This window comes from Rhodocyclus gracilis (assembly GCF_009617575.1).
Taxonomy (GTDB): domain Bacteria; phylum Pseudomonadota; class Gammaproteobacteria; order Burkholderiales; family Rhodocyclaceae; genus Rhodocyclus; species Rhodocyclus gracilis.
On record NZ_WIXJ01000001.1, the window covers coordinates 90239 to 117077 of the forward strand.

22 protein-coding genes are annotated in these 26839 nt (G+C 63.7%); 11 read left to right on the forward strand and 11 right to left on the reverse strand.

The window, feature by feature from the left end:
• Positions 1-38: 38 nt before the first annotated feature.
• The 9 genes from odhB to GHK24_RS00485 form a co-directional block, all read right to left on the reverse strand.
• Positions 39-1247 carry a 2-oxoglutarate dehydrogenase complex dihydrolipoyllysine-residue succinyltransferase gene (odhB, locus tag GHK24_RS00445; RefSeq protein ID WP_153467324.1) on the reverse strand — a complete coding sequence of 403 codons (1209 nt, stop codon included), beginning with the start codon at positions 1245-1247 and terminating at the stop codon, positions 39-41.
• Between the two features lie 82 nt (positions 1248-1329).
• A complete protein-coding gene (locus GHK24_RS00450) occupies positions 1330-4182 on the reverse strand; it encodes a 2-oxoglutarate dehydrogenase E1 component (RefSeq protein ID WP_153467327.1) in 2853 nt (950 codons plus the stop codon).
• Between the two features lie 113 nt (positions 4183-4295).
• Entirely contained in the window at positions 4296-5591 is a 1296-nt protein-coding gene (gene gltA / locus GHK24_RS00455; RefSeq protein WP_153467331.1) for a citrate synthase, read from the reverse strand.
• Positions 5592-5660: 69 nt separating this feature from the next.
• The gene (locus tag GHK24_RS00460) at positions 5661-5921 is read right to left on the reverse strand and encodes an FAD assembly factor SdhE (RefSeq protein ID WP_340642652.1); all 261 of its coding nucleotides are present in this window, start codon (positions 5919-5921) and stop codon (positions 5661-5663) included.
• A gap of 13 nt (positions 5922-5934) precedes the next feature.
• On the reverse strand, positions 5935-6648 hold the full coding sequence (locus GHK24_RS00465; RefSeq protein WP_153467337.1) for a succinate dehydrogenase iron-sulfur subunit: 714 nt from the start codon (positions 6646-6648) through the stop codon (positions 5935-5937).
• A gap of 25 nt (positions 6649-6673) precedes the next feature.
• The gene (sdhA, locus tag GHK24_RS00470; protein WP_340666064.1) at positions 6674-8470 is read right to left on the reverse strand and encodes a succinate dehydrogenase flavoprotein subunit; all 1797 of its coding nucleotides are present in this window, start codon (positions 8468-8470) and stop codon (positions 6674-6676) included.
• The gene (gene sdhD, locus GHK24_RS00475) at positions 8471-8818 is read right to left on the reverse strand and encodes a succinate dehydrogenase, hydrophobic membrane anchor protein (RefSeq protein WP_153467340.1); all 348 of its coding nucleotides are present in this window, start codon (positions 8816-8818) and stop codon (positions 8471-8473) included.
• The gene (gene sdhC / locus GHK24_RS00480; protein ID WP_153467343.1) at positions 8815-9207 is read right to left on the reverse strand and encodes a succinate dehydrogenase, cytochrome b556 subunit; all 393 of its coding nucleotides are present in this window, start codon (positions 9205-9207) and stop codon (positions 8815-8817) included. The genes sdhD and sdhC overlap by 4 nt, the downstream gene beginning before the upstream one ends.
• A gap of 494 nt (positions 9208-9701) precedes the next feature.
• Positions 9702-10451, reverse strand: a complete 750-nt coding sequence (locus GHK24_RS00485; RefSeq protein WP_153467346.1) for a GntR family transcriptional regulator — start codon at positions 10449-10451, stop codon at positions 9702-9704.
• 145 nt (positions 10452-10596) lie between these two features.
• On the opposite strand from GHK24_RS00485, the gene GHK24_RS00490 reads away from it, so the two are divergent.
• The 3 genes from GHK24_RS00490 to GHK24_RS00500 all read left to right on the forward strand — a co-directional run bounded on the left by GHK24_RS00490 (position 10597) and on the right by GHK24_RS00500 (position 13255).
• Positions 10597-11583, forward strand: coding sequence for a malate dehydrogenase (locus tag GHK24_RS00490; protein WP_153467348.1), 987 nt, complete (start codon positions 10597-10599; stop codon positions 11581-11583).
• Between the two features lie 214 nt (positions 11584-11797).
• A complete protein-coding gene (locus GHK24_RS00495; protein WP_153467351.1) occupies positions 11798-12775 on the forward strand; it encodes an HpcH/HpaI aldolase/citrate lyase family protein in 978 nt (325 codons plus the stop codon).
• Positions 12776-12784: 9 nt separating this feature from the next.
• The gene (locus tag GHK24_RS00500) at positions 12785-13255 is read left to right on the forward strand and encodes a nucleotide pyrophosphohydrolase (RefSeq protein WP_153467354.1); all 471 of its coding nucleotides are present in this window, start codon (positions 12785-12787) and stop codon (positions 13253-13255) included.
• A gap of 62 nt (positions 13256-13317) precedes the next feature.
• On the opposite strand, the gene GHK24_RS00505 is transcribed toward GHK24_RS00500, so the two are convergent.
• On the reverse strand, positions 13318-14169 hold the full coding sequence (locus GHK24_RS00505) for a 23S rRNA (adenine(2030)-N(6))-methyltransferase RlmJ (protein WP_153467357.1): 852 nt from the start codon (positions 14167-14169) through the stop codon (positions 13318-13320).
• Positions 14170-14217: 48 nt separating this feature from the next.
• Positions 14218-15480 carry a nitronate monooxygenase gene (locus tag GHK24_RS00510; protein ID WP_153467360.1) on the reverse strand — a complete coding sequence of 421 codons (1263 nt, stop codon included), beginning with the start codon at positions 15478-15480 and terminating at the stop codon, positions 14218-14220.
• A 383-nt stretch (positions 15481-15863) separates the two neighbouring features.
• On the opposite strand from GHK24_RS00510, the gene GHK24_RS00515 reads away from it, so the two are divergent.
• The 8 genes from GHK24_RS00515 (at position 15864) to GHK24_RS00550 (ending at position 26836) form a co-directional block, all read left to right on the forward strand.
• Positions 15864-18113, forward strand: coding sequence for a TonB-dependent hemoglobin/transferrin/lactoferrin family receptor (locus tag GHK24_RS00515; protein WP_153467363.1), 2250 nt, complete (start codon positions 15864-15866; stop codon positions 18111-18113).
• 75 nt (positions 18114-18188) lie between these two features.
• Positions 18189-22259 (forward strand): cobaltochelatase subunit CobN, encoded by a 4071-nt coding sequence (gene cobN / locus GHK24_RS00520; protein ID WP_153467365.1) that lies wholly within the window; start codon positions 18189-18191, stop codon positions 22257-22259.
• Positions 22243-22728 carry a MotA/TolQ/ExbB proton channel family protein gene (locus tag GHK24_RS00525; RefSeq protein WP_153467368.1) on the forward strand — a complete coding sequence of 162 codons (486 nt, stop codon included), beginning with the start codon at positions 22243-22245 and terminating at the stop codon, positions 22726-22728. Before cobN ends, GHK24_RS00525 begins: the two co-directional genes overlap by 17 nt.
• Positions 22725-23057, forward strand: coding sequence for a DUF2149 domain-containing protein (locus tag GHK24_RS00530; protein ID WP_228384466.1), 333 nt, complete (start codon positions 22725-22727; stop codon positions 23055-23057). Before GHK24_RS00525 ends, GHK24_RS00530 begins: the two co-directional genes overlap by 4 nt.
• Positions 23054-23890, forward strand: coding sequence for an EAL domain-containing protein (locus tag GHK24_RS00535; RefSeq protein WP_153467371.1), 837 nt, complete (start codon positions 23054-23056; stop codon positions 23888-23890). Before GHK24_RS00530 ends, GHK24_RS00535 begins: the two co-directional genes overlap by 4 nt.
• Before the next feature lie 26 nt (positions 23891-23916).
• Positions 23917-25206, forward strand: a complete 1290-nt coding sequence (locus GHK24_RS00540) for a DUF2325 domain-containing protein (RefSeq protein WP_167680583.1) — start codon at positions 23917-23919, stop codon at positions 25204-25206.
• 171 nt (positions 25207-25377) lie between these two features.
• The gene (locus GHK24_RS00545) at positions 25378-26046 is read left to right on the forward strand and encodes an energy transducer TonB (RefSeq protein WP_228384467.1); all 669 of its coding nucleotides are present in this window, start codon (positions 25378-25380) and stop codon (positions 26044-26046) included.
• 1 nt (position 26047) lies between these two features.
• A complete protein-coding gene (locus tag GHK24_RS00550; protein ID WP_153467377.1) occupies positions 26048-26836 on the forward strand; it encodes a MotA/TolQ/ExbB proton channel family protein in 789 nt (262 codons plus the stop codon).
• Positions 26837-26839: the final 3 nt, after the last annotated feature.

Here is a 26839-nt window from a genome sequence, read left to right on the forward strand (position 1 = left end):
CATCGTTGGCCAATACGGGCCGCGCTGCAGCGCGTGGCTTAAACGCCGAGCAGCAGGCGTGCCGGGTCTTCCAGTGCTTCCTTCATGGCGACCAGGGCCAGCACGGCTTCGCGCCCGTCGATGATTCTGTGATCGTAGGAGAGCGCCAGATAATTCATCGGACGAATGACGATCTGCCCATCGACGACGACCGGGCGGTCCTTGGTCGCGTGAATGCCGAGAATCGCCGACTGCGGCGGATTGATGATCGGCGTCGACAGCATCGACCCGAAGACACCACCGTTGGAAATCGAGAAAGTGCCACCCGTCAGATCTTCCAGCGTCAGCTTGCCTTCCTTGGCCTTCTGGCCGTATTCGGCGATCTTCTTCTCGATCTGGGCGATGGAGAGTTGATCGACATCGCGCAGGATTGGCACCACCAGCCCGCGCGACGAACTGACGGCAATGCCCACGTCGATGAAGCCGTGGTAGACGATGTCGTTACCGTCGACCGAGGCGTTGATGATCGGGAATTTTTCCAGCGCGGCGACCGCCGCCTTGACGAAGAAACCCATGAAGCCGAGACGGACGCCGTGCGTCTTCTCGAACTTCTCGCCGTATTGCTTGCGCAGGGCGATGACATGGCTCATGTCGACCTCGTTGAAGGTCGTCAGGATGGCGTTTTCGTTCTTCGACTGGACGAGGCGTTCAGCGATGCGCGAGCGCAGGCGCGACATGGGCACGCGCTGTTCCGGGCGGTCACCGACCGGCAATTCAACCGGCAGCGTCACCGCCGGCACTGGTGCGGCGGCAACCGGGCGGGCTGGTTCGGCGAGGGCGTCTTCCTTGGTCACACGACCGCCGCGACCGCTGCCCAGCACATCGGAAGCCGTCAGTCCTTTTTCTTCGAGAATCTTGCGCGCCGCCGGCATCGCCGTCGCGCGCGCGGCCGCAGCCGCCGCCGACGACAGGGGCGCGGCGACGGGCGCGGCGGCCGCTGCCGGAGCTTCCTGACTCGCCGCGGCCTGCGCTTCGGTGTCGATGCGGGCGATGAGTTCGCCCGAGGCGACCGTATCGCCATCTTTCTTGACGATTTCGACCAGCACGCCCGCCGCCGGGGCGGGCAATTCCAGGACAACCTTGTCGGTCTCGATGTCGATCAGATTTTCGTCGCGAGCCACCGCGTCTCCGGCCTTCTTGCGCCAGGAGACCAGCGTCGCTTCGGCGACCGATTCGGAAAGCTGCGGTACTTTGACGTCGATGATCATGCTCGCTCCGATGCAGTATCGATGGGTCGCAGGGCTGGCGGCACGGCTGCCAGCGGAGACGACCACGTGGGGTAATGGGTAATTACGGATTCAGTTTGGGAGTCGCCTGGTACTCGATCTCGCCGAGGGCGGAATCGATCACGGCCTTTTGTTGCGCGTTGTGCTTGGCCAGATAGCCCACCGCCGGCGACGCCGAGGCCGGGCGAGAAACGAGCAGCAAGCGTTGGTTCTCGCTGAGCGAATGCGATAGATGCTGCCGCGACGCCATCCAGTACCAGGCGCCCTGATTGCGCGGCTCTTCCTGGCACCAGACCACCTCGCTGGCATTGGGGTAGCGCGCCAGCTCTGCCTTGTAGAGCGCCTCGGGGAAGGGATAGAACTGTTCGAGGCGGACGATGGCGATGTGACCGATCTTGCGCTCGCGCCGGGCGGCCAGGAGTTCGTAGTAAATCTTGCCGGAGCAAACGACGATACGCGTCACCGCTGCCGGATCGAGCGGATCGACTTCGCCGATGACACGACGGAATTCGCCGTTGGCCATCTCATCGAGTGTCGACGTCGCGTCCTTGTGGCGCAGCAGGGATTTCGGCGTAAACACCACCAGCGGCTTGCGCTGCGGGCGCACGCCCTGACGGCGCAACAGGTGGAAGACCTGTGCCGGCGTCGTCGGCTGGCAGACTTCCATATTCATTTCGGCGCAAAGCGTCATGAAGCGCTCGATCCGTGCCGACGAGTGTTCCGGCCCCTGCCCTTCGTAGCCGTGCGGGAGCAGCAGAACCAGGCCGCAGGCGCGCCCCCACTTGGTTTCGCCCGACGTGATGAACTGGTCGATGACGACCTGCGCGCCGTTGGCGAAGTCGCCGAACTGGGCTTCCCAGACGACGAGGTCGTACGGCGTCGAGGTACCGTAGCCGTATTCGAAGGCAAGAACGGCCTCCTCCGACAAAACCGAGTCGAAGCACTGGAATTCGGCCTGCTTCTCCTGCAAATGCGACAGCGGGTAGAAGTTACCCTCCTCGCGCACCTCGCGCGCCTGGTCGTGCAAGGCGGCGTGGCGATGGAAGAAGGTGCCACGGCCAACGTCCTCGCCGGAGAGGCGAACGCCGTAGCCGGATACGAGCAAAGTCGCATAGGCGAGGTTTTCGGCCATCCCCCAGTCGAACGGCAGGCGACCTTCGCCCATCGCCCGACGGTCGTCGATGATCTTCTTCACCCGATTGTGCAGAACGATGCTATCGGGCACCGTCGTCAGACGCTCGGAAAGGCGACGGATCTCGCCTTCAGGCACACGCGTATCGACGTTCTCGATGTACTTCGCGGGCAGGAAGGATGCCCAGTCGATCGTCAGCGGATGCTTGTAACCGGCGATTACCGGGTTGTAGAGCAGTTCGCCACGATCAAGGTGCTCGCGGTAGTCGCTGATCATGCGATCCGGCCCGTCGGCTGCCAGCACGCCTTCGGCAACCAGCCGATCGGCGTAAAGACGGCGCGTACCGGGGTGTGCGGCAATCTTGCGATACATCAGCGGCTGCGTGACCATCGGCTCGTCCTGCTCGTTGTGGCCGAGTTTGCGGTAGCAGACGATGTCGACGACGACATCCTTGCGGAAGGTCTGGCGGAATTCGATGGCAATGCGCGTCGCCAGCGCCACGGCCTCGGGGTCGTCGCCATTGACGTGAAAAATCGGCGCGTCGGCCATCTTGAAGATGTCCGTGCAGTACAGGGACGAGCGCAGATCGCGCGGGTCAGAGGTAGTGAAACCGATCTGGTTGTTCACCACCAGATGCACGGCGCCGCCAACACCGTAGCCGCGCGTCTGTGCGAAGTTGAGCATCTCCTGGTTGACGCCCTGCCCGGCCACCGCTGCGTCACCGTGGATGATGACGGGGAGAACCTTGTCCTTGCCGAGCTTGCCGCGCCGCCGTTGACGGGCGAACACAGCGCCGACGACGACCGGATTGACGATCTCGAGGTGCGACGGGTTGAAGGCCAGCGTCAGGTGGCACGGTCCTCCCGGCGTCGACACATCGGACGAATAGCCCATGTGGTACTTGACGTCGCCCGACGAGAGATCCTGCGCCTTCTTGCCCTCGAACTCGGCAAACAGCATCGCCGGCGACTTGCCGAGAATGTTCACCAGCACGTTCAGACGGCCACGGTGCGCCATACCGACGACCATTTCATCGACGCCGCCGGTGCCCGCAACGCGCACCAGTTCGTCCATGGCGACGATCAGCGCTTCGCCACCTTCGAGCGAGAAGCGCTTCTGACCGACGTAGCGGGTATGCAGGTATCGCTCGAGCGTCTCGGCCGCCGTCAGGCGCTCGAGAAAGCGCTTCTTCTGGTCCGGCGCGTAAGAGCCGGTGGCGCGGATCGTCTCCAGACGCTGCTGCAGCCAGCGCTTTTCGGCAATCTGCGACATGTACATGTACTCGACGCCGATGGGACCACAGTAGGTCTCGCGCAAGGCGTCGTAAATCTGCCCGAAGGTCGCCCGCTCGGGAACACCACGGAACGAACCGGCGTTGAAGACGGTATTCCGGTCGGCGTCGGACAAGTCGTAGTTCGCAGGGTCAAGCTCCTGCATTTCCGGGCGCGGCTGACGCTTGAGCGGATCGAGGTTCGCCCAGCGCGCGCCAAGAAAGCGATAAGCGTTGATCAACTGGAGCAGGCCGACCTGCTTGCGGTCATCGACCGGCTGACCGGCGGTGGTGCGGTAGCCACCCTTCTTCGCCAAATCGGCGAAGGCATTGATCACCGGCGTATGCGCGACATCGCGTGCAGCAGCGCCGGGTTGCTGCGCCAGCTTGTCGAAGTGTTCGCGCCAGGCTTCAGGCACTGAAGCAGGATTGTCGAGATAGCTCTCGTAAAGGGCTTCGACGAACGGAGCGTTGCCGCCGAAGAGAAAGGAATTACCAATCAACTGCTTCATCATGACTTCCACCTGCTATCGGTAAGCGCTAGTACGAGCTTGCCGGCCCCCGCCGCGGGGCGAAACTGCCGGCAAGCACCGGCGACAGCGCCGACAAGCGCCGCCGCACCGAGACATCAGCGCTGGTCGATCGGGGCCACGTTGCGCCGCGCCGCGCCGATATACAGCTGACGCGGACGACCGATCTTGTATTCCGGGTCGATCAGCATTTCTTCCCACTGCGCCATCCAGCCCACGGTGCGCGCCAGAGCAAAAATGCAGGTGAACATCGACGTCGGGATGCCAAGCGCCTTCTGCACGATGCCGGAGTAGAAATCGACGTTCGGATAAAGTTTCTTCTCGATGAAATACTCGTCTTCAAGCGCGATCTTTTCGAGCGTCAGGGCGAGCTTGAAGAGACGATCATTTTCCAGGCCCAGTTCGGTGAGAACGTCGCCGCAGACCTTGCGCATCAGCTTGGCGCGCGGGTCGAAGTTCTTGTAGACGCGGTGACCGAAGCCCATCAGCTTGAAGCTGTCGTTCTTGTCCTTGGCACGCTTGATGAACTCGTCGACGCGCGAAACGTCGCCGATCTGTTCGAGCATGTTGAGGCAGGCTTCGTTGGCGCCGCCGTGCGCCGGTCCCCACAGGCAGGCGATGCCGGCTGAGATGCAGGCGAAAGGGTTGGCGCCCGAGGAACCGGCCAGGCGCACGGTCGAGGTCGACGCGTTCTGCTCGTGGTCGGCGTGCAGCGTGAAGATGATGTCGAGGGCGCGCACCAGCACCGGATTCGGCTTGTACTGCTCGCACGGTGTGCCGAACATCATGTGCATGAAGTTCGCCGTGTAATCGAGGTCGTTGCGCGGGTACATGAAGGGCTCGCCCATCGAGTACTTGTAGGCCATGGCGACGATGGTCGGCATCTTGGCGACGATGCGGTTGAAGCTGATGTTGCGGTGCTCGGCGTCGTAGAAATTCATGGCGTCGTGGTAGAACGCCGACAGCGCGCCGACCACGCCGACCATGACCGCCATCGGGTGCGCGTCACGCCGGAAGCCCTGGAAGAACTTGACGAGCTGTTCATGCACCATCGTGTGCTGCTTGATGGTCATCTCGAACTTGCCCTTCTGCTGCTGGTTCGGCAGTTCGCCGTTTTTCAGCAGGTAAGCGACTTCGAGGAAGTTACAGTGATCGGCGAGTTGCTCAATGGGATAGCCGCGATACAGCAACTCACCCTTGTCACCATCGATGAAGGTGATTTTCGATTTGCAGCTTGCCGTCGACAGATAGCCGGTGTCGTAGGTGAACAAGCCGGTTTTGGCGCCCAGAGTGCGGATGTCGACGCAGTCATTGCCGTGCGTCGGCGTCATGATCGGGAATTCGGCGGGTTCCCTCCCCTCAATAATCAGACTTGCCTTGCGTTCGGTGGTCATGTTTTTGAGTCCCTATTCAGTTGAATGAGTTCAAGGGGAATACTGCCAGCGTCGTCTCCGCACCCCGTCTTACGCCGGATTCCTTGTCCGGCTTGAGCGCAACATGGCCAGTACGGCAGCCTGTTGCGGGTTTTTCGGCTCCTGGTCGCCGTTGATCAGCGGCCAGAGAGCGAAATCTTCGAGATCTGCCAACTCGGCAAATTCCTGTGCCTGCGCTTCGTCAAGATCGGCGAAACGCGTGTCAAGAAAATGACCGAGTAGCAGGTCGAGTTCGAGTAAGGCGCGCCGGGTACAACGCCAGCGCAACCGGTTCAGAGCATCGCGATCCACTGCGAAGGCGCCGTCAGACAGCCCGCCGGACCATCATTTCCTTGATTTTGCCGATCGCCAGGGTCGGGTTCAGCCCCTTCGGGCAGACGTCGACGCAGTTCATGATCGTGTGGCAACGGAAAAGACGGTACGGGTCGTTGAGGTCGTCGAGACGCTCGCTGGTCGCTTCGTCGCGCGTGTCGGCGATGAAGCGGTAGGCGTTGAGCAGACCCGCCGGACCGACGAAGCGGTCCGGGTTCCACCAGAACGACGGACACGAGGTCGAGCAGCAGGCGCAGAGGATGCACTCGTAAAGGCCGTTGAGCTCTTCACGGTCTTCCGGCGACTGCAGGCGCTCGCGCTCAGGCGGCGGCGTGTCATTGATCAAGTAGGGCTTGATCGAGTGGTACTGCTTGAAGAACTGGGTCATGTCCACGATCAGGTCGCGGATGACCGGCAGGCCGGGCAAGGGACGCAGCACCACCGGCGACTTCAGCGTTGACACCTCGGTCAGGCAGGCCAGCCCGTTCTTGCCGTTGATGTTCATCGCATCCGAACCGCAGATGCCTTCGCGGCAGGAACGACGGAAGGACAGCGAGTCGTCCTGCGCCTTCAGCTTGACCAGCACGTCGAGCAGCTTGCGGTCGGTCACCGGATTCACTTCGACCGAGTAGTCCTGCATGCGCGGCGCGTCGTCGCGGTCCGGATCGTAGCGGTAAATCTTGAACTGGAGCGTACGGTTCGTCATTCTTATCAACTCCTTGCGACGCGATTCAGTAGGATCGCGTCTTCAGCGCGATGGATTCGACGGTCAGCGGTTCGAGCTTCACCGGCTTGTAGGCGAGGCTGTTACCGTCGCGACTCCACAGGGTGTGTTTCAGCCATTCAGTATCGTTGCGGCCGTTCGGACGCTCGGCCGTATCCGGCGCGTCGTCGCGTACGTGTGCGCCGCGCGATTCGAGACGGGCATTGGCCGAGATCATCGTCGCCTTGGCCACCTCGATCAGGTTGTCGAGTTCCAGCGCCTCGACACGGGCGGTGTTCCACACCTTCGACTTGTCCTTGATCGACACCTTGCCGACGCGCTGTTCGACGTCGAGAATCATCTCGACGCCTTCGGCGAGCTTGTCCTTGAAGCGGAAAACGCCGCAGTGCGCCTGCATCACGCGCTGCAGCGCGAGGCGCGTTTCGTACTCGCTCTCGCCACCGTTGCGTGCGTCGAGACGTTCCAGACGCTCGCGCGTGCGCTCGATGGCGTCGGCCGGCAGCGGGCGATGTTCAGCCGGCATCTGCTTGAGGTCTTCGACGACCGCCTCGCCGGAGGCCTTGCCGAAGACCAGCAGGTCGAGCAGCGAGTTGGTACCAAGCCGGTTGGCGCCGTGCACCGAGGCGCAGGCACATTCGCCGGCAGCATAGAAGCCGGGAACCGGAACGGCAGGATCGTCGCCGAGCGGAACGACGACCTGACCCTTGTAGTTGGTCGGAATGCCACCCATCTGGTAATGGCAGGTCGGCACTACCGGGATCGGCGCCTTGATCGGGTCGACACCGGCGAACTGGATCGAGATTTCGCGGATTCCCGGCAGCCGCTTCATGATCGTTTCCGGCGGCAGGTGGGTGATGTCGAGCAGGACGAAGTCCTTGTGCGGACCACAGCCACGGCCTTCGTTGATCTCGGTGGTCATCGCGCGCGAGACGACGTCGCGCGACGCGAGGTCCTTGGCGTTCGGTGCGTAGCGTTCCATGAAGCGCTCGCCCGAGGCGTTGCGCAGGATGCCGCCTTCGCCGCGCACCCCTTCGGTGATCAGCACACCGGCGCCAGCGACGCCGGTCGGGTGAAACTGCCAGAACTCCATGTCCTCGAGCGGAATGCCGGCACGCGCCGCCATACCGAGACCGTCGCCGGTGTTGATGAAGGCGTTGGTCGACGAGGCGAAGATGCGGCCGGCACCGCCGGTCGCGAAGATCGTCGCCTTGGCGTGGAAGATGGTGACTTCGCCGGTTTCCATTTCCAGCGCGCTGACGCCGAGCACGTGGCCATCAGCGTCACGGATCAGGTCGAGCGCCATCCACTCGACGAAGAACTGCGTGCGTGCGCGCACGTTGCGCTGGTAGAGCGCGTGCAGCATGGCGTGGCCGGTGCGGTCGGCGGCAGCACAGGCGCGGCGCACGGGCTTTTCGCCGAAGTTCGACATGTGGCCGCCGAACGGACGCTGGTAGATCTTGCCTTCGTCCGTACGGTCGAAGGGCATACCGAAGTGTTCGAGCTCGACGACGACTTCCGGTGCCTTGCGGCACATGAACTCGATCGCGTCCTGGTCGCCGAGCCAGTCGGAGCCCTTGACCGTGTCGTACATGTGCCAGGTCCAGTGATCCGGCTCGGAATTGCCGAGCGAGGCGGAAACACCGCCTTGCGCCGCGACGGTGTGCGAGCGCGTCGGGAAGACCTTCGACAGCACGGCCACCTTGAGGCCGGACTCGGACAGCTGGATGGCCGCGCGCAGGCCGGCGCCACCGGCACCGACGATCACCGCATCAAACTTGCGTACCGCAATATTCGAATAGCTCACTTACACTCTCCACAGAATCTGCACGGCCCAGCCGGTATAGCCGATGGTCACCGCCAGCGTCGCCAGCAGCAGCAGCAGGCGCACCCCAGTGTTCTTGACGTAATCCAGCCAGATGTCGCGCACGCCGATCCAGGCGTGCCAGAACAGTGCGACCAGATAGATGAAGGTCAGGAAGGCCATGATGCGGTTGTCGAAGATGCCGCGCCATTCGAGATACGTGGACGGCTGCACGATCGCCATGATGACGAGAATCAGCGTCGCGTAGAGCGCCATCACCAGCGCCGTGCCGCGCTGCAGCAGCCAGTCACCGAATCCGTAGTGGGCGCCAACGAGTTTACGTTTGATCATAGGATGAACGCTCCGATCACCAGCATCAGGGTCGTGCTGGCAGCAAACACCACCTTCGTGGAAAACCGCGCCCCCTCAAGATCAACACCCTTGTGCAGATCGATGAGGAGGTAACGCAGCCCCGCCAGAAAATGCTGGATATAAAACCAGATAAAACCAAGGAGGATCAGCCTTATCACCAGATGATCCCCCAGCGCCTTCACTTCGGCGAAGGACTCGGGCGTCGCCAGACTCCGCTCGAACAGCCAGAGGAAAACAGGCAACAGCAGGAACAGGCCGGCTCCGGTCAGGCGGTGGATGATCGACAACACCCCGGGAAGAGGTAGCCGGATCGTCCAGATGTCCAGGTTTTTAGGACGCTTTTTTGTTTTGATTGCCACATCTGCCATGAAGATCACTCCTCGTATTGCGCGATTGTTCGCCAGCGATCAATCGCAGGGGACCGCCGCCCGATTACCGGTCGCCGGCCCGAACCTTACTACCGCAAAGCATCCACACATGGCGCCCGCCACCTACCCTGACGGGACACGCATACCCGAAGAAGAACGACGGCCGACGCCCGGAGGAGCGAGCCGACACGCTTCGACGAGGGAATTTCAGCATCCTGCCGTCCTGCGTCCGCCACGCGCCACACGGCGCGCAACGCGACAACCCGAAACGAAACCGAAAGCGCTTATGGCGCCCCTCGCCCACCTCGACCGGGACAGACCTGCCGACGCAGACCCCGGTTGCGCGTTGACCGCGACTCGCGGCGAATTGTGCCCGAAGAGGAACGTGCGGTTCAGAAGGTTGAATTCAACGGATGCTGCGCCGCGAATTATAAACGATTCAACCCGCCGATTCTCTTGAAACAAAGCCTGCATGTGCCTAGCCGCCTCGTTTCTCAGCTAAGCTCATTGTGATAATGATGATTCGCCGTGGAATAAAACCCCCGCCGCCACTCGACGGGTTTATCTCCATATGTAAATGCGACACGCTCGACGAGCAACAAGGGCGAACCCTCCGCCACATCGAGCGCCGCGGCACTGACACGATCCGCCGACACGGCGCGCAAGCGCTCGTCGGCACGAATCATGCGCACGCCGTAGCGCGACTCAAAAAGGCTGTACAGCGACTCGTCGTTGGCATTGAGAAAATCCAGCGAAAAATCAGGGAAGAGTTCAGCCGGCAGATAAACCTCGTCGAACACTACCGGCTTGTCAGCAAAGTAGAGAACGCGACGCAAGATGACGATGGGCGTACCGACCGCCATACCGAGAATGCGCGCCACGTCCGTACCGGCGCGCGCCCGCGTGCATTCGAGCGGAACGCTGCGCGAGGTCGGCAAGACGCCTTCGTTCGCCGCCAGGCGAAGAAAGCGAAAAAAAGAATGGGGATCATTGTGGGTGGCAACAAACGTGCCTTTCCCTTGTCGACGAACGAGCAGATTATCTGCTGCCATTTCGTCAATCGCCTTGCGCACGGTACCTTGACTGACACCGAAGCGCTGCGCCAGATCCGATTCACTCGGGATAGCATCGCCGGGCCCCCATTCTCCCGATTCCAGGCTGGCAAGGATGAGTTCCTTGATCTGCCGATAGAGCGGACTGAATGTGGGCGAAAGTGGCAAAGTGCGCGCGGGAGGGCGATTCATGGCGCAAGATTTCAGCACAAAAATCTTTCGACGTCTATCCTACTATTGACATCTTATATAAGACATATCATTGACAGGGCCAGAACCGGCTCTTATCATTTTTCGGCTTAGCACTCCCTCGCCCGTCACTTTCAGGAGCCGCACCATGTCCAAAGCCCCCCTGCGCGTTGCCGTCACCGGCGCCGCCGGCCAAATCGGTTACAGCCTGCTTTTCCGCATCGCCGCTGGCGATATGCTGGGCAAAGACCAGCCCGTGATTCTCCAACTGCTCGACCTGCCGCAAGCACAACAGGCGGTCAAGGGCGTGATGATGGAACTCGACGACTGCGCCTTCCCGCTGCTCGCCGGGGCGGTGGCCACGGATGATCCGAACGTCGCCTTCAAGGATGCCGACGTCTGTCTGCTGGTCGGCGCCCGTCCGCGCAGCAAGGGAATGGAACGCGCCGACCTGCTCACCGCCAACGGCGCCATCTTTACCGTGCAAGGCAAGGCCATTGCCGAAAACGCCAAGGAAGACGTCAAGGTTCTGGTCGTCGGCAATCCCTGCAATACCAACGCCTACATCGCCCGCGCTGCGGCGATCAAGGTCGGCCGCACCAACCCGGCCAACTACCACGGCATGCTGCGTCTCGACCACAACCGCGCCCTGTCGCAACTCGCTGCCAAGACCGGCAAGCCCGTCGCCGCGCTCAAGCAACTCGTCGTCTGGGGCAACCACAGCCCGTCGATGTACGCCGACTACCGTTTCACGACCGCCGACGGCGCAAGCGTCAAGGCGCTGATCAACGATCCGGTGTGGAACAACGACGTCTTTCTGCCGACCGTCGGCAAGCGCGGCGCCGCGATCATCGAAGCGCGCGGCCTCTCGTCGGCCGCCTCGGCCGCCAACGCCGCCATCGATCATGTGCACGACTGGGTGCTCGGCTCCGACGACTGGGTGACGATGGGCGTTCCTTCGGACGGCTCCTACGGCATTCCGGAAGGTGTCGTTTTCGGCTTCCCGTGCTGCTGCCGCAACGGTGGCTACGAGATCATCAAGGGGCTCGAGATCGACGACTACTCGCGCGGCAAGATCGACCTCACGCTCAAGGAGCTTGAGGAAGAACGCGCCGCCGTCGCCTCGATGCTCTGATCGCGACTCGGCCACACAAAAAGGCTGCGGATTGTCCGCAGCCTTTTTTATGCCCGTTTTCCCGGCTGGACGGTTCGAGAGGCGATCAGCAGCGGACTACAATGACGCGCCAGCGCCGCTTTCCGTCGCTTTTTACGTATCTTCGGTCAGTCGCCCCTGCGACACTTCCTCCGGTTTTCCGCCTTTCCCCCTGACCACGCCCGAATACACGCCAATGCGCCATCCCCAAGACGTTCTTTTTACCGGCGAGAAGCCCGTGCCGATTCTGCCCGCCGTCGACCACTACGCCGGCGCCGAAAAGCTCATGCACAAGGCGCTGCAGTTGCAGCAGCAACTCGGCCCGATCTTCGACATCACCTTCGACTGCGAGGATGGCGCGGCGACCGGCAACGAAGCGGCCCATGCGCGCATGGCCGCCGCACTGATTGCCTCGGACGACAACCGCTTCGGCCGGGTCGGCGCGCGCATTCACGACATTACCCACCCGCACTGGCAGGATGACATCGACTTGCTGGTGGCGGGCGCCGGGCAGCGACTGGCGTTTCTCACCCTGCCCAAAGCCCGCAGCGCCGACGATGTACGGGTACAGATCGCCGCCGTGCGCGCAGCTGAAATCTGGCACGCCAGCGAACGCGCGATCCCGGTTCACGTCCTGATCGAAACCCATGGCGCACTACGCGACGTGTGGGAGATCGCCGCACTGCCCGGCGTCGAATCGATTGATTTCGGGCTCATGGACTTCGTCAGCGCGCATCGCGGCGCCATCCCGGCGTCTGCCATGAAAAGCCCCGGGCAGTTCGCCCACCCCCTCATCGTCCGCGCAAAAAGTGAAATCGCTGCCGCCGCTCTGGCGAATGGCATCATTCCTGCGCACAACGTAACGACCGAGCTTAACGACCTCGACTGGATCAGTAACGACGCCCGGCGAGCGCGTAACGAGTTCGGTTTCCTGCGCATGTGGAGCATCCACCCGAAGCAGATCGTGCCCATCGTCGAAGCGATGCGCCCCGACTTCTCGGATGTCGATACCGCCTGCGCCATCCTCTGCGCCGCGCAGGACGCCGACTGGGGCCCCATCCGCCATGACGGAACGTTGCACGACCGCGCCTCCTACCGCTACTGGTGGGAATTGCTCGAACGCGCCCGCGTGTCCGGCATGGCACTCCCTGACGCGGCACACCGATTTTTTTAGCGAGACGCCATGAAATCGCTGACCGACGCCGTCCTGAAGTTTCGCAACGAGCGCGATTGGGCGCAGTTCCACACCCTGCGCCACCTGATCGTCTCGCTCAACCTCGAAGCGGCGGAACTCCTCGAACTGACGCAGTGGAAAAGCGACGCGGAAATCGAGGCACTGATCGCGCCGGAGAAAACCGGCCACAGCGCAGCACGCTCCGCCGACACGCAGTCAGTCGCGGAGGCCAAGGACGCCGCCGAAATCGCCGCACAACGCGACGCGCTGGCGGACGAATGTGCCGACGTCCTGCTCTACCTGCTATTGATTGCGGATCGCGCGGGGATCGACCTCGACAGGGCCGCGCGCAACAAGCTGCGCAAGAACGCGCTGAAATACCCGGTGGAATTGAGTCGCGGCTCCTGCCGCAAATACACCGAACTTGCCGCACTCGCCCCAAGCACTGAAAAGACGGCATCAGCCACGCCGAACGACTAGGCGGCAGCGCCCCAAGACATACACGGAAAAGCCGAGGCCACAGATCAGACCGCGCGACCGCCCTACTCGGCCAACTGTTCGAGGGTAAAGCCGGCGCCTTCGTCGCGCCCCAGATGCTCGACGAGATACGGCAGCGTTTCCTGCAACTGCGCGTGCAGCGTCCACGGCGGGTTGAGGATGAACAGCCCACTGCCGTGCATGCCAAAACCGTCGCTCGACGGCGTATTCACACGCAAAGCGGCGTGCAGCCACGACTTCACCGGCAGGCGCTTCAGACGCTCGGGCAATTCGTGTGATTCGCGCCGCGTCAGTTGCGGATACCAGACGGCGTAGATGCCGGTCGAAAAGCGCTCCAACGCGTCGCGCAAGGCGATGACCACGCGCTCGTAATCGCGCTTTTCCTCGTAGGGCGGATCGATCAGCGTCAGGGCACGGCGCGGTGCCGGCGGCAGGAGCGCTTTAAGACCATCGAAACCATCGCCCGCATCAATCGTCACGCGCCGTCCAGCATCGGCAAACGCCGCCTGCAGATTGCGCACGTCGGTGGGATGCAACTCGAAGAGGCGCGAGCGATCATCGGCTCGCAAGAGCGGCGCGGCAATCAGCGGCGAACCGGGGTAGCGGCGCAAGACGCTCTTGGCGGCGCCGTTGAAGGCTCGCACCTGCGCCAGATAATCGGCCACTGCCGGCGGCAGGTCGTCACGCCCCCACAAGCGGCCAACGCCGTCGCGGTACTCGGCAAGCTTGAGCGCCTGCCCGGCATCGAGCGCATAAGCGCCGGCCCCCGCGTGCGTGTCGATGTACCAGAACGCCTTGTCCTTCTGCGTCAGATACTTGACGAGCTGGACGAGAATCAGGTGCTTGAGTACATCGGCGTGGTTGCCGGCGTGAAAAGCGTGGCGATAGCTAAGCATGATGAGCGAGCGGGCGCGGGCAAGCGGCCAGCAGCCGCTACGCCGGCATCACGCCGACGCGTCCTCCTTCGGCGGCAGGGCGATCTGGTTGTCGGTGCTGCGCAGATAGTCGTTGAAGACGTGCGCTGCCGTGAGCTGCTGGTAGCTGCCGTCGGCCAGCCGGTGCGACGTGTCTTTCAGACGATAGGTGTAGTGGCCGCAGGTCCACACGTCGAAATTGCGCATGTGTGTGCACAGACAGGTCTTGTCGAGGACAGCAAGCTTCTTCGCATCCGGATGGGCGGCCTGCTCGCGATTCCACGAATCGATGTACGAGCACGCACCGTTGCTATCCAGCAGGTAGCCGTAGGCCTCGCAGTTCGGCCGCGTGCCAGCGCCGATGGCCGGGCTATTGCTCAACATGCGCATCGGATAACCGGTCGGCGAAATCATGTTGACGACGATCTGCTCGGCTTGGGCCTGGAAGTACTCCTGCTGTGCTTCTTCGGGCAGACCGCATTCGCGCGTGACGGTAAAGCGCGTCGCCACCTGCACGGCTCCGGCACCGTTTTCGAGGAAGAACGCGGCATCGCTGCCGGTGAAGATGCCGCCAGCGGGAATCAGCGGGATATCGAGCTTCTCGGCGGCGAGATAGTCGCGAATCTCGGTGAAGATGGTCGCCAGATCGTAGTTCGACCAATCGAGCCCGAAGCCCAGGTGGCCGCCGGCCAGCGGACCTTCGACGACGACGAAATCCGGCAGACGCTGCGTACGCGCCGACTTCTTGAGAAACAGCACGAGCGCGCGCAAGGACGAAACGATGATGCCCAATTTGGCGTCGCGAAAACGCGGGTGATCTTCCATCAGGGCAAACGACCCCAGATGCAGACCGGCCGCCAGGGTGATGCCGTCGATGCCGGCATCCAGCGCCGCATGCAGACGTACGCGCAGGGTTTCTTTCGGCGCGTTCATCGTCAACTTTTCCATACAGTTGATGAAGATCATGCCGTCGCCGCGCTTGGCTTCCATCGTGCTGGCGACGTGCATTTTCGTCGCCTCGGCAACGCGCCCCAGATCGAATCGAACCATCGACTTGTCGGGGTTATCGACATTGAACTTGTACTGTTGCAGCTTATCTTTGACAAAGCGCGTGTTGAAACGACGATCGGCAACGGTCTTGATCATTGCATCCGAAATGTGGCCGATACCGCCGAGCCGGGCGGCTTCCACCGCCAACTCCGCCGTCGAAATATCGACGCCCATTCCCCCGATCATGATCGGCACCAATTCCCGCCCACCCAGTTGCAGGCGGAAGTCATCCACACGCTTCATCACTCGTCCTTGTTGATCGCCGGCAACCGCCGGGCGAGCCGCCCTCGGCCCCGCGAAAACCCCGATTGCTCGTTGATTGTCTGCCGTCTGACTGCTGACTGACAGGGGGCGAATGATAGCGTGGATCGGCCTTGCGCTGGCAGGGAAGATGCACAGAAACGCCCCATGAAGGGGCATGCGCGCTGCACAGAGACTGAGCCGAATTCCCCTCCTACCGGCACCCTAACACCGCTGCATGAACGTTTGACTTGACGAATGCAAGCCCATATAATGCGAACCATTCTCAACAAATGAGATAAACGTCCGCCAGCCAGGAAACATCGCCCGCCGATGGAGCCAAGCCAGCCGAGAAAAGCACTTCACCCTTTCTTGGAGCTTGGTCAATGTTTCCGTTCAGAAAACGCAGCCTGGCCTTGCTGGTCGCCATGACCTGCAACGCCGTGCAGGCTGAAGAGAACCTGCCGCTGCGCGATGTCGTCGTCACGGCGACGCGCAGCGCTGCCGATATCGACAGCATTCCGGCCACCGTCACCGGCATCGACCGCAAGACGCTCGACCGCCGCCTGCCCGCCGACGAGGCCGATCTGTTCAAGGACGAAGGCGATATCGCGTTCGCCCGCGATCTGCGCCGCCATGGCGCAACCCGCGTCAACATCCGCGGCATCGACGACAACCGCGTCGTCCAGATGATCGACGGTGTCCGCATCGGCGACTACTACAACGGCGGCGGCCCGACGAATTTCACCGTCAGCGCCTCCCCGACGGTCATGCCGGACTTTCTCAAGCGCGTCGAAATCGTCCGCGGCGCCGCTTCCAGCCTCTACGGATCGGACGCCATTGGCGGCGTCGTCGGCTACGTCACGCTCAACCCCGCCGATCTGCTGGAAGACGGCGCAACGCGTGCCGCCCGGCTGCGCGCCGGCTACAACGGCAACAACAACAGCGTTAGCCAGACCGTACTCGGCGCGCTACGCAGCGAAGGCGCCACCCCCAACGAACTCCTCGTCGGCTACAGCCACGCCAAAGGCGATGAGTTTTCCAGCCGTGGCGATATCGACGAAACATCGAAATATCGCACCAAACCCAACCCGACGAGCACCGAAGACAACGGCGCACTGGCGAAGCTGATCCTGCGCCCCGCCACCGGGCACAAAATCAGCGCCATGCTCGAAGGGCGCGACCAGACGACGACCACCGATCTCAAGCGTCTGGCGGGCTCATTGCCACGCGTCACCTGGGCGCATGGCGATGATCAGGGGCGCCGTGTGCGCGGCAGCCTCGAGTGGGAGCACACGCCCGAAAACGTCGCCTGGTACGACCGCCTGACCGCTCGCCTGTACTACCAGGAAACCGAAACCCGCAACCACAACTTCCAGCGCCGTACCGGCACCACCAGCGGCTGCTCGGCCGTCAGCGCAGGCAGCAACAACTGCTACATCGAAAACGACTACAACGTCGACCAGACGCACAGCGGCGCCACTCTGCAACTGGAAAAAACCCTGAAAACGGGCGACATCTCGCATCTGCTGACCTACGGCGCCGACTTCGCCCGCGTGCGTACTGAAGAAATGCGCGACGGACGCATCTGGAACCAAACCACCGGCACCTTCACCAAGACCCTCGCCGGCGAGACCTACCCGCTACGTGACTTCGCCAACGGCACAACCGACACGCTGGGCCTTTTCGTTCAGGACGAAATCAGCAATCTTGCCGGCGGCAAGCTGTCGCTGACGCCCGGCCTGCGCTACGACCGGACGCAGCTCAAACCGGACGTCGACGCCCTCGCCCAGAAGACGCTTACCCAACTCGGCCGTCAGGCCGCCGAGCAGACACATGGCTCGTTCTCGCCGAAGCTCGGCGCCATCTGGCGCTTTGACCCGGTGCTCTCCGGCTTTGGCCAGATAACGCGGGGATTCCGCGCCCCCAACTACAACGAGGTCAACGGCGCATTCCGCAATTCGGCGCAATCGTACGCAACCGCGCCGAACCCTGACCTCAAGCCAGAGACGAGCGTCGGCGTCGAACTCGGTCTGCGCGTCACGACCCGCACGCTGCGCAGCCAACTGAGCGTCTTCGACAACCGCTACAAGGACTTCATCGAAAACGTCCGCCTCAACTGCCCCGGCGATTCGCGCTGCATTTCCGGACTCGCCACCACCTACACCGCAGTCAACCGCAGCAAAGTCCGCATCTACGGCGCCGAGCTTCGCAGCGCCTGGGATTTCGCGCCGGGCTGGAGCACCAGCGGCTCGCTCACCTACGCCCATGGCACCAATGAAGATACTGGCCAGCCGCTCAACAGCGTCGAACCACTCCGGCTGACCGCCAGCCTCCTCCGCGACTTCGGCACCTGGGGCGCTGAAGGCCGCGTGCGTGCCGCCGCGCACAAATCGCGCATCGACGAATCGAGCGCGCAGTGGTTCCACCCGCCAGGCTATGCCGTCTCCGACCTGTCGCTGTGGTGGAAGCTTGACCGCAAGACGCAGCTCACTGTCGCGGTCAACAACGTCTTCGACAAGAAGTACTGGTTGTGGAGCGACATCCGCCAGGCCGACGACAGCAATCCGCTCGGCGTCGCCTTCTACAGCCAGCCCGGACGCACGTTGAGCGTCGCCCTGCAAGCCGACTTTTAGGCCACGCCCGCCGTGCGCGAAGCCGCCCCGCATGCGCCGGCGGATAGCCAAGGCTCATCACTCCAAGGATCCCTGATGCCTGTGTTGCGCCTTCTTGCCACGCTCGCCACCCTCGCGCTGCTGCTGCCTGTCAGCTATGCGCGAGGGGAGGCGGTTCTTTTCGTGTCGACCAGCCCGGTGCCGCCGGGCAAGTTTCTCAGGCTCACCGACATCGCCGCCGCCCAAGGGCTGCGCCTCGAGCACCGCGTCGCCGAACGCTTGCCAAGCGATCCGGACGGCAGCCTCTTCGCTGGCTACGACGCCGTCTTTTTCGACACGCCGCGCGACCACCTGCAAGCCTTCGTGCGCACGCGACTGAGCCGCGCACTGCCGACGCTGAGCGTGCCGCACCTGTGGTTGCACGAAAGCCGCCCTAGCGGCGGCGGGTTTTCCAGCGCCGACATGACGCGGCTACAGGCTTACTACGTCAACGGTGGCCACCAGAACTTCGAGAATTTCTTCCGCACGCTGGCGGCCCGCCTGCGTGCACAGCCCGTCGACGGCATTCCGCCGCCGCACGTCTTCCCGAAAGCGGCGATTTATCACCCGCGGGCGCCCCAAACCGTCTTTGCCGACCCCGCCGCCTATTTCCGTTGGCGAGGAATCGATCCCACGCTGCCCGCGGCCGAGCGCCCGCCGATCATCGCCATCGCGCTGCACCAGACTTACGTCGCCAGCGAACAGACCGCCTTCATCGACGATCTGATCGCCCGTATCGAAGCGGCCGGCGCGATCGCCCTCCCTTACTACAGCTCCGTCATGGAGCCGCAGGCGCCGATGCTGAGCGTCGCCGGCCAGCGCGTCGCCGATGCCCTCATCAACACGCAGATCGTGCTCGACCCGGAGGGCCGACGGGCCGAACTGGCAGCGCTTGGCATCCCGGTCATCCAGGCGCTCTCTTATCGCAAAGGCGACGAAGCTGACTGGCGCACCGACGCGCAAGGTCTGCCGCTGGCCGACATCCCGTTCTTTCTCGCGCAAGGCGAATACGCCGGCATCATCGACCCGATCATCGCCAGCAGCACGCGCAAAAGCGACGAGCAGCTAGTCGCCATCGCCGAGCAATCCGCCGCGGTCGTGACCAAGGCGCTCAATCTCGTGCGCCTGCAACGCCTCGCCCCGGCCAACAAGAAGGTGGCAGTCCTTTTCTGGAACTACCCGCCCGGCGAAAAAAACCTCTCCGCCTCCTACCTCAACCTGCCGCGCAGCCTCGTCGCGACCCTCGCCGCCTTGCACGCCGCCGGTTACGACACCCCACCGCAGGAGGAAGAACAGCTCACCCGTCAATTGCAGCGCCTGCTCGCCCCCTACTACCGCGACGACCAGTTGGCCGGCCTGCTGCGCGACGGGCTGGCGGATCGCCTGCCGCTCGCCACCTACCAGCAGTGGTTCGGGCAACTCCCGCCCAGTGTTCAGCGCGATATCACCGAACGCTGGGGATCTCCCGAAAAATCCTCGATGGTGATCAGCGAAAACGGGCAACGCGTCTTCGTCATCCCGCGCCTGCTGCTCGGCAAGCTCACCATCACCCCACAGTCGCCGCGCGGTGAAAAACTCGACGATCGGGAAAAAGCGCTCTACCACTCGCCGAAAGCCACCCCCTCGCACGCCTACCTGGCGCACTACCTCTGGCTGCGGCAAGGTTTCCACGCCGACGCGCTCATCCATTTCGGCACGCACGGCACGCAGGAATGGCTGCCCGGCAAGGAGCGCGGCCTTGCCACGAGCGACTATCCCCTGCTCGCCGTCGGCGACGTACCGGTGATTTATCCCTACATCGTCGACAACATCGGCGAAGCCCTGCAAGCCAAGCGACGCGGCCGTGCCGTCATCGTCACCCACCAGACGCCCGCCTTCATCCCGGCCGGCCTGCACGAAACGACGGTGAAACTGCACGATCTGCTGCACGCCTGGCTGGCGCAGGACGATGGCGCGGTGAAGCAAAAGCTCGCTGCCGACCTCCTCGCTGGCGTCAAAAAGGAGCGTATCGACCGCGACATGGGCTGGAGCGACGCGCGCATTGCAACCGACTTCCGCGCCTTCGTCGACGCCCTGCACAGTCATCTGCACGAACTCGCGCAAACGGCGCAGCCCCTGGGGCTGCATACCTTCGGCACGGCGCCGCCGGAGATGCAGCGCATCGGCACCGTGCTGCTGATGCTGGGCCGCCCCTTCAGCGAGGCCGCCGCGCGAGCAGCCGGCGTGCGCGCCGACGATCTCGACGAGGTGTACGTCAGCGACTACAGCCGCCTCGCCGACTCCATTCCCTATCGCCTGCTCAAAGGCGCGCTCGACGGCACGCAGCCTCCCCCGAGCGACCCGACGCTCGCCGCCCTGCTCGAACAGGGCAAGCGCTGGTATGCCGATCTTGGCGCGGGCGGCGAACTAGCGGGACTGCTGTCGGCACTGGCCGGTGAACACCGTCCGACCTCCTACGGCGGCGATCCCGTGAAAAACCCCGACGCCCTGCCAACGGGCCGCAATCTGTACGGATTCGATCCCTCACGCGTGCCGACGCCGCAAGCCTGGGCCGCTGGCAAGGACGCCGCCGAAGCACTGATCGCGGCGTACCGCGCCAAATCCGGCCATCCGCCAAAGAAGCTCGCCTTCTCGCTGTGGTCGGTCGAGACCATGCGCCACCAGGGAATCCTCGAAGCGCAAGCGCTCTGGGCGATGGGTGTCGAGCCGCAATGGGATGCCGGCGGCCGCCTTGTCGACGTCAAACTCGTCCCCCGCGCGGCACTCGGGCGCGCCCGCGTCGACGTCGTCCTGTCGGCGACCGGCCTATACCGCGACCACTTCCCCAACGTCATGAAACTGCTGGCAAAAGCCGCCGAACTGGCCGCCCGCGCCGACGAGAGCGACAACCCGCTCCTTGCCAACAGTCGCGCCATCGCCGCGCGACTGGAAGCGCAGGGCGTTCCCGGCGCCGCCGCGCAAAAGGCCGCTGAAACACGAATTTTCTCCTCCGAATCCGGCCGCTACGGCACCGGGCTTGACGACGCCACGCTCGCCACCGACACCTGGAAAGGCAAGGCCGATGGCGACCGCACGCTGGCGGCGCTCTACCTCTCGCGCATGCAATTTGGTTACGGCAGTGACGAAGCCGACTGGGGCAGCAAAGGCATTGCCGGCGCCAGCGGCGAGGCGGCAAAGATCAATCTCTACGCCGAGCACTTGAAGGGTACCGAAGGCGCCGTGCTGTCACGCAGCTCCAACCTCTACGGCATGCTGACGACCGACGATCCTTTCCAGTACCTGGGCGGTATCGCGCTCGCCGTGCGGCAACTCGACGGCAAAGCGCCCGAACTCTTCATCGCCAATCTGCGCGGCAACGCAAGCGAGGGCCAGGGCAGCCGCGTCGAAGCGGCGGACGCCTTTCTCGCCAAAGAACTGGCGACGCGCAACTTCCACCCCGGCTACATCAAGGGGCTGATGGCCGAAGGCTATGCCGGCACCTTGCAGGTGCTCGACTCGGTCAACAACTTCTGGGGCTGGACCGCCGTCGCGCGCGAAGTCGTCCGCGACGACCAATGGCAGGAATTCGCCGACGTCTACGTGCGCGACAAGCACCATCTTGGGCTCAAGGACTGGTTCGAAAAGAACAACCCCAATGCTCTGGCGCAAAGCATCGAACGCATGCTCGAAGCCAGCCGCCAAGGCTACTGGGCCGCCGATGCCGCCACCGTTGCCGAACTCAAGCAACGCTACCGCGAGCTGGCCGTGCGCCACGACATCGTCTCGAGCAATAGCGAATTCAACCGTTACGTCGGCGTCGGCGAGGGGCGTCCGCTCAGCGCAGCCGCCGCCGCGAGCCGCCAAAGCGCGCCGGCAAAAGCCAGCAAGACGCCCGCCACCACGAGGGCGAAGCCTGATGCGACTCGTGCCGCCCCCCAACCCCAGGCCGCCACGCCGGCGACGGTCAAGGGCATCCAGCTCGCCGCCGTCCGCCCGACGCCGGCAGAACCCGCACCGCTCGCCGCCATCGGCCTTGCCTTGTTACTCGGCGCTTTCGGCGGCGGCGCCTGGCGCGCCGCGTCAACGCCGATCCGCCTGCGTTCTCTCACCCGCTACTCCGGAGCCTCCGCGCATGCAAACCCTGATTGAAAGCACGATGTACCAGTTGAGCCAGCTGTTTCTGCTACCGGCGCTGGCGCTCATCACCCTGCTCTTCTTGTACTCCTTCTGGCTGCTCGGACAGTTCATCGTGCAGTCGCGGCGGCGACGACAGGGCGGCGGACGCCCCCTGCTCGAGCACTTTTACGCCAAACCCGATCTTTCGCCCGACGAACTCGACCTCGCCGCGCACACCTTCCTCGAAAAACCGAGGATCGCCGCACGCGTTGCGCCGATGCTCGGACTGGTGGCGACGATGATTCCAATGGGACCAGCGCTCAAATCGCTGGCCGACGGGCAACTCGCGCAAGTCTCGGAAAACCTGACCGTAGCCTTCTCGGCAGTGATTCTGGCCTTGATCGCCGCCAGCCTGACCTACTGGATGGCCAACGTTCACCGCCGCTGGCTGGCGGAAGAAATGCTCGAAATCGAGGCCCTGCGTCGGCGGAGCGTCGCATGATGAAGCTCCTGCACGAAGCCGAAAGCGACGATCCGATCCTCTCGGTCGTCAACATCATCGACATCTTCCTCGTGATCATCGCCGCGCTGCTCATCACCGTCGCGCAGAACCCGATACTCAACGCGTTCACCAAGCATTCGCTGACGGTGATCACCGACGCCGGCAAGCCGACCATGGAAATGCTGATCAAGGACGGCGAAAAGGTTGAGCGCTACAAGGCCAGCGGCGCCATGGGCGAAGGTCAGGGCGACAAGGTCGGCGCCGCCTATCGCATGAAGGACGGTTCGATGATCTACGTCCCGGAAAACGGCGAAAAGGTGCAGCCATGAGTCGACCGGAACGACACCCGCACCCGCATAGCATTCTCGAATGCCTGCTCGCCGAGCGCTTCGGCGTCGAGTACCAACCGCTGGTCTGCGTCAAAAGCGGCGAGACACGCTGCCACGAAGCGCTGGCTCGCTTTGTCGACGCGGCCGGGGTGGCCCTGCCGCCGGAACCGGTGTTCGAAGCGCTGCACGACAATCCGCTGCTGCTCCTGCACGCTGAACTGCGCACCAAGCAACTGCAACTCGACGAGGCACCGACGGACGGCCTGATTTTCGTCAACCTCGACCCCGACAGCTTCGCCGCCGGCGATATCGGCGACGGCCACAACGTCTTTACGCCGATGCTCGCTGCGCACCGCGAGCGACTGGTCGTCGAAGCCATCGAGAATCTGCATTTGCAGGACGTCATCCTCTCCTGCCGCATGATTGACGCGCTGGCCTCGGCCGAGATCCGTATCGCCGTCGACGACCTTTCCTCGTCGCGCGGGCTGATTTCCTACGCTTCCCTGATGAACGCGACGGTCGTCAAATTCGACCGCTCCTGGCTCAACGGCGAACTGACGCCCCGCCAGCGCAAGCTGCTCGTCTGGGCGCTGGCGCAAGCCAAGGACCTCGGCCTGACCACCGTGCTCGAAGGCGTCGAGACGGAAGCCCACTGGCAGCAAGCGAAAACGCTCGAATTCGATCTCGTCCAGGGATTCCTCTTCGCCGAGCGCTTCATCCGGCGTGGCTGCACGGCACGCACCGCCGGCACGCCGACGCCCACCAGCGCGCCGACGCCCGTCCTCCCCCACGCCAGCACGCGCGCCCTGCTATCCCGACCGAGCCGTCATTAATGCCCCGAACCGAGAGGAATGCCGCCATGCACACACCGCCCTTCCCGCTTCTCGCCGGACGCGAAGCCACCCTGCCGAGCACCTTTCCTGTCGCCGAGGCTTTCACGCACCACCGCGTTCCCCTCGCCGTCACCAGCGCCGGCTCACGTCGGCGCAAGCTTTGGGAGCTGGATCACCGCTTTCACTGTCCGCTCGTCGGCGTCTGCTTCGAGGTCAACGCACTACGCGAAGTCGTGGCACGCCATTTCCACTGCACTGCCGACACCAGCGATTTCTCGATCCATACCAGCGCCGTCAGCGCCTGCCAGGAACGCAGCCCCTTGGCCGAAGTGCTGCACAAGCTCCTCGAAAAACGCTTTCAACTGAGCATCCGCCGCTTCGCCGAGGCAAAAACCACGGATGCCCTGCGCGCACACTGGCATGAAGCCACGCGTAGCGGCAGCGACCTGCCGGCCGCTCTCTGGTCGATCTGGACACACCCGGCCTGCGACAAAGCATTGACGCAAGAGGTCTATGCCGATATCCACATGATCCAGCATCAGGTCGGCACCGGTACGCGGGCGGATCTGGCACAGCTGAAAACCCTGCGCCACGACAATCAAAAGCTGCGCGAGCAACTCGACGCCACCCGCCGCGACGCCGACGCGCTGCGTAGCGAAAAAGCAGCCGAAACGCTGGCACTGCGGCAGCAACTCGCCGAACTACACGCCGAACTGGCAGGCAAAAGCGCGCAAGAAGACGCCCTCAAGCGCGAACTCCAGCAACTGCACCAGCTCCGGCCGGCATTGAAGGAACTCAACGCCCTGCGCGAACGGGCACAGGCGGCAGAAGCCAAGGCCAGCGAGTTGAGCCGCGCCAACATCCTGCTGCGCAAAGAACTGAGCGCCGCGCAACGCCAACGCCCGGCGACCTGCGCAAGCGCCGCAGCTGCAACGAACGAGCCCAGCCCACTCACACAAGCCAGCGACACGGCGAAGCTCGACGGCAAATGCGTGCTCTGCGTCGGCGGGCGCACCGGCGCGGTCGACGCCTGCCGGCAGGTCGTGGAAACACGCGGCGGGCGTTTCCTGCACCACGACGGAGGCGTCGAAGAAAACCCGCATCGCATCGACGCGGCCGTCGCCGCCGCCGACCTGATCATCTGCCAGGCGGCATGCATCAGCCACAGCGCCTACTGGCGCGTCAAAGAACAGTGCAAACGCACTGGCAAACGCTGCCTCTTCCTCAAGACGACCGGCATCTCCAGCCTCTCGCGCCTGCTCGATACGGCCGGGAAAACGCTGGAAGCCCCCGCCGGCGACGAGATTGCTGTCTGAGACGAGAAGGCTGCCTCAATGCGCAGCTTGAAGCCTTCCTCTACCGAGGGAACGCACCCAATCTACCGGAGAACAGGGCAATGCCTTGCCCTCCAGACACCGGCGCAAAACCTTACAAACGATAAACATTATCGATTACAATAATAACAATTCTCAATTGGAGGCAGCTTTTTGTCGCTCGCACACGCTCATCCGGGCAGCACTTCCGGCATCCAGCGCACCGCCTATGGCGCGCCACGGCTTTCGAAAAGCGGCATCCTCGCCGTGCTGGCGGCGCACGCTGCGCTACTGAGCCTTGCCATCCACCTCGATGTACTGCCCTCGCCGGTACCGATGCCGGCGCTGATGGTCAGCCTGCTGCCCGCCGCGACGGCCGCTGCGCAACCCACACCGAGCGAGCCCCCGCCACCGCGTGCCAAGCCGACACCAGCGACGAAGCCGCAACCCAGCCGCACACTCACCACCAACGCCACGTCGCCCGCAACGACCAGCGCCCCCCCTGAGCCGCCGCCCGCCGCACCGCCTGTGGCGCCCGCGCCCGCCGCCCCCGCGCCCGTCAGCCCGCCCCGCTTTGACGCCGACTACCTGAAAAACCCGGCGCCCAACTATCCGCCGATGTCCCGCCGCATGGGCGAAGAAGGCAAGGTGCTGCTGCGCGTTTTCGTCGACGCCGGCGGTCGCCCGACGCAGATCGAGATCAAGAGCAGCAGCGGTTCGCCGCGTCTCGATCAGGCGGCGAGCGAAGCCGTCTGGCGCTGGCAGTTTGTCCCCGCACGACAAGGCGACGAGGCACGCGCGGCGTGGGTCGTCGTTCCCATCGTTTTTACCCTGAAAGGCTGATATGGAATCCCCGCTTGGCTTTGGCCACTTTCTCACCCATGCCGACGGCGTCGCCATGGTTTTGCTGACGATCATGCTCTTCGCCTCGGTCGGATCGTGGTTCCTCATCGCCAATAAAGGCTTGCAGGCACTTCGCCAGCGACGCAGCAGCACGCGCTTCCTCGCTGATTTCTGGGAGGCTCCCAACCTCGAAGCCGTTGCCGCACGCCTGCGCGAAAGCGGCGTCACCGAGCCCTTCTCGCACCTCGTGCACCACGGCTTTACGGCCATCGAGCAATACAACCGCCGGCAAAGCAGCGGCTCGGCCGCCAGCCTGATCGATGCCGGCGCGCCCGACGACCTGCTGACGCGGGCGCTCAAGCGCGCCATCGACGAGGACCGCAGCCGTCTCGAATTCGGCCAGACCTTCCTCGCCACGGTCGCCTCCAGCGCCCCCTTCGTCGGCCTCTTCGGCACCGTCTGGGGCATCTACCACGCGCTCATCGCCATCGGCATTTCCGGCCAGGGAACGCTCGACAAGGTCGCCGGCCCAGTGGGTGAAGCCCTGATCATGACGGGGATCGGCCTCGCCACGGCAATCCCCGCTGCTGTCGCCTACAACGCCTTTGCCCGCGCCAACCGCAACACGCTGGCCGAACTCAACGCTTTCGCCTACGACGTCTTCGCCTTCCTCGCGACCGGCATCAAGACCTCGCCCATGCTCACCGATGCACGCACCACCAGCGAAAAGGTGATCGCCCTGTCGCGCGCTCACCACGCCGCCGATGCCGCCGGTCTGGCCCTGCGTTAGGAG

What these genes read in the sequence shown, in the direction of transcription:
- odhB (WP_153467324.1), bottom strand. Translation starts at nt 1,247, where the DNA reads ATGATCATCGACGTCAAAGTACCGCAGCTTTCCGAATCGGTCGCCGAA.
- GHK24_RS00450 (WP_153467327.1), bottom strand. Translation starts at nt 4,182, where the DNA reads ATGATGAAGCAGTTGATTGGTAATTCCTTTCTCTTCGGCGGCAACGCT.
- gltA (WP_153467331.1), bottom strand. Translation starts at nt 5,591, where the DNA reads ATGACCACCGAACGCAAGGCAAGTCTGATTATTGAGGGGAGGGAACCC.
- GHK24_RS00465 (WP_153467337.1), bottom strand. Translation starts at nt 6,648, where the DNA reads ATGACGAACCGTACGCTCCAGTTCAAGATTTACCGCTACGATCCGGAC.
- sdhD (WP_153467340.1), bottom strand. Translation starts at nt 8,818, where the DNA reads ATGATCAAACGTAAACTCGTTGGCGCCCACTACGGATTCGGTGACTGG.
- sdhC (WP_153467343.1), bottom strand. Translation starts at nt 9,207, where the DNA reads ATGGCAGATGTGGCAATCAAAACAAAAAAGCGTCCTAAAAACCTGGAC.
- GHK24_RS00485 (WP_153467346.1), bottom strand. Translation starts at nt 10,451, where the DNA reads ATGAATCGCCCTCCCGCGCGCACTTTGCCACTTTCGCCCACATTCAGT.
- GHK24_RS00490 (WP_153467348.1), top strand. Translation starts at nt 10,597, where the DNA reads ATGTCCAAAGCCCCCCTGCGCGTTGCCGTCACCGGCGCCGCCGGCCAA.
- GHK24_RS00495 (WP_153467351.1), top strand. Translation starts at nt 11,798, where the DNA reads ATGCGCCATCCCCAAGACGTTCTTTTTACCGGCGAGAAGCCCGTGCCG.
- GHK24_RS00500 (WP_153467354.1), top strand. Translation starts at nt 12,785, where the DNA reads ATGAAATCGCTGACCGACGCCGTCCTGAAGTTTCGCAACGAGCGCGAT.
- GHK24_RS00505 (WP_153467357.1), bottom strand. Translation starts at nt 14,169, where the DNA reads ATGCTTAGCTATCGCCACGCTTTTCACGCCGGCAACCACGCCGATGTA.
- GHK24_RS00510 (WP_153467360.1), bottom strand. Translation starts at nt 15,480, where the DNA reads ATGAAGCGTGTGGATGACTTCCGCCTGCAACTGGGTGGGCGGGAATTG.
- GHK24_RS00515 (WP_153467363.1), top strand. Translation starts at nt 15,864, where the DNA reads ATGTTTCCGTTCAGAAAACGCAGCCTGGCCTTGCTGGTCGCCATGACC.
- cobN (WP_153467365.1), top strand. Translation starts at nt 18,189, where the DNA reads ATGCCTGTGTTGCGCCTTCTTGCCACGCTCGCCACCCTCGCGCTGCTG.
- GHK24_RS00525 (WP_153467368.1), top strand. Translation starts at nt 22,243, where the DNA reads ATGCAAACCCTGATTGAAAGCACGATGTACCAGTTGAGCCAGCTGTTT.
- GHK24_RS00530 (WP_228384466.1), top strand. Translation starts at nt 22,725, where the DNA reads ATGATGAAGCTCCTGCACGAAGCCGAAAGCGACGATCCGATCCTCTCG.
- GHK24_RS00535 (WP_153467371.1), top strand. Translation starts at nt 23,054, where the DNA reads ATGAGTCGACCGGAACGACACCCGCACCCGCATAGCATTCTCGAATGC.
- GHK24_RS00540 (WP_167680583.1), top strand. Translation starts at nt 23,917, where the DNA reads ATGCACACACCGCCCTTCCCGCTTCTCGCCGGACGCGAAGCCACCCTG.
- GHK24_RS00550 (WP_153467377.1), top strand. Translation starts at nt 26,048, where the DNA reads ATGGAATCCCCGCTTGGCTTTGGCCACTTTCTCACCCATGCCGACGGC.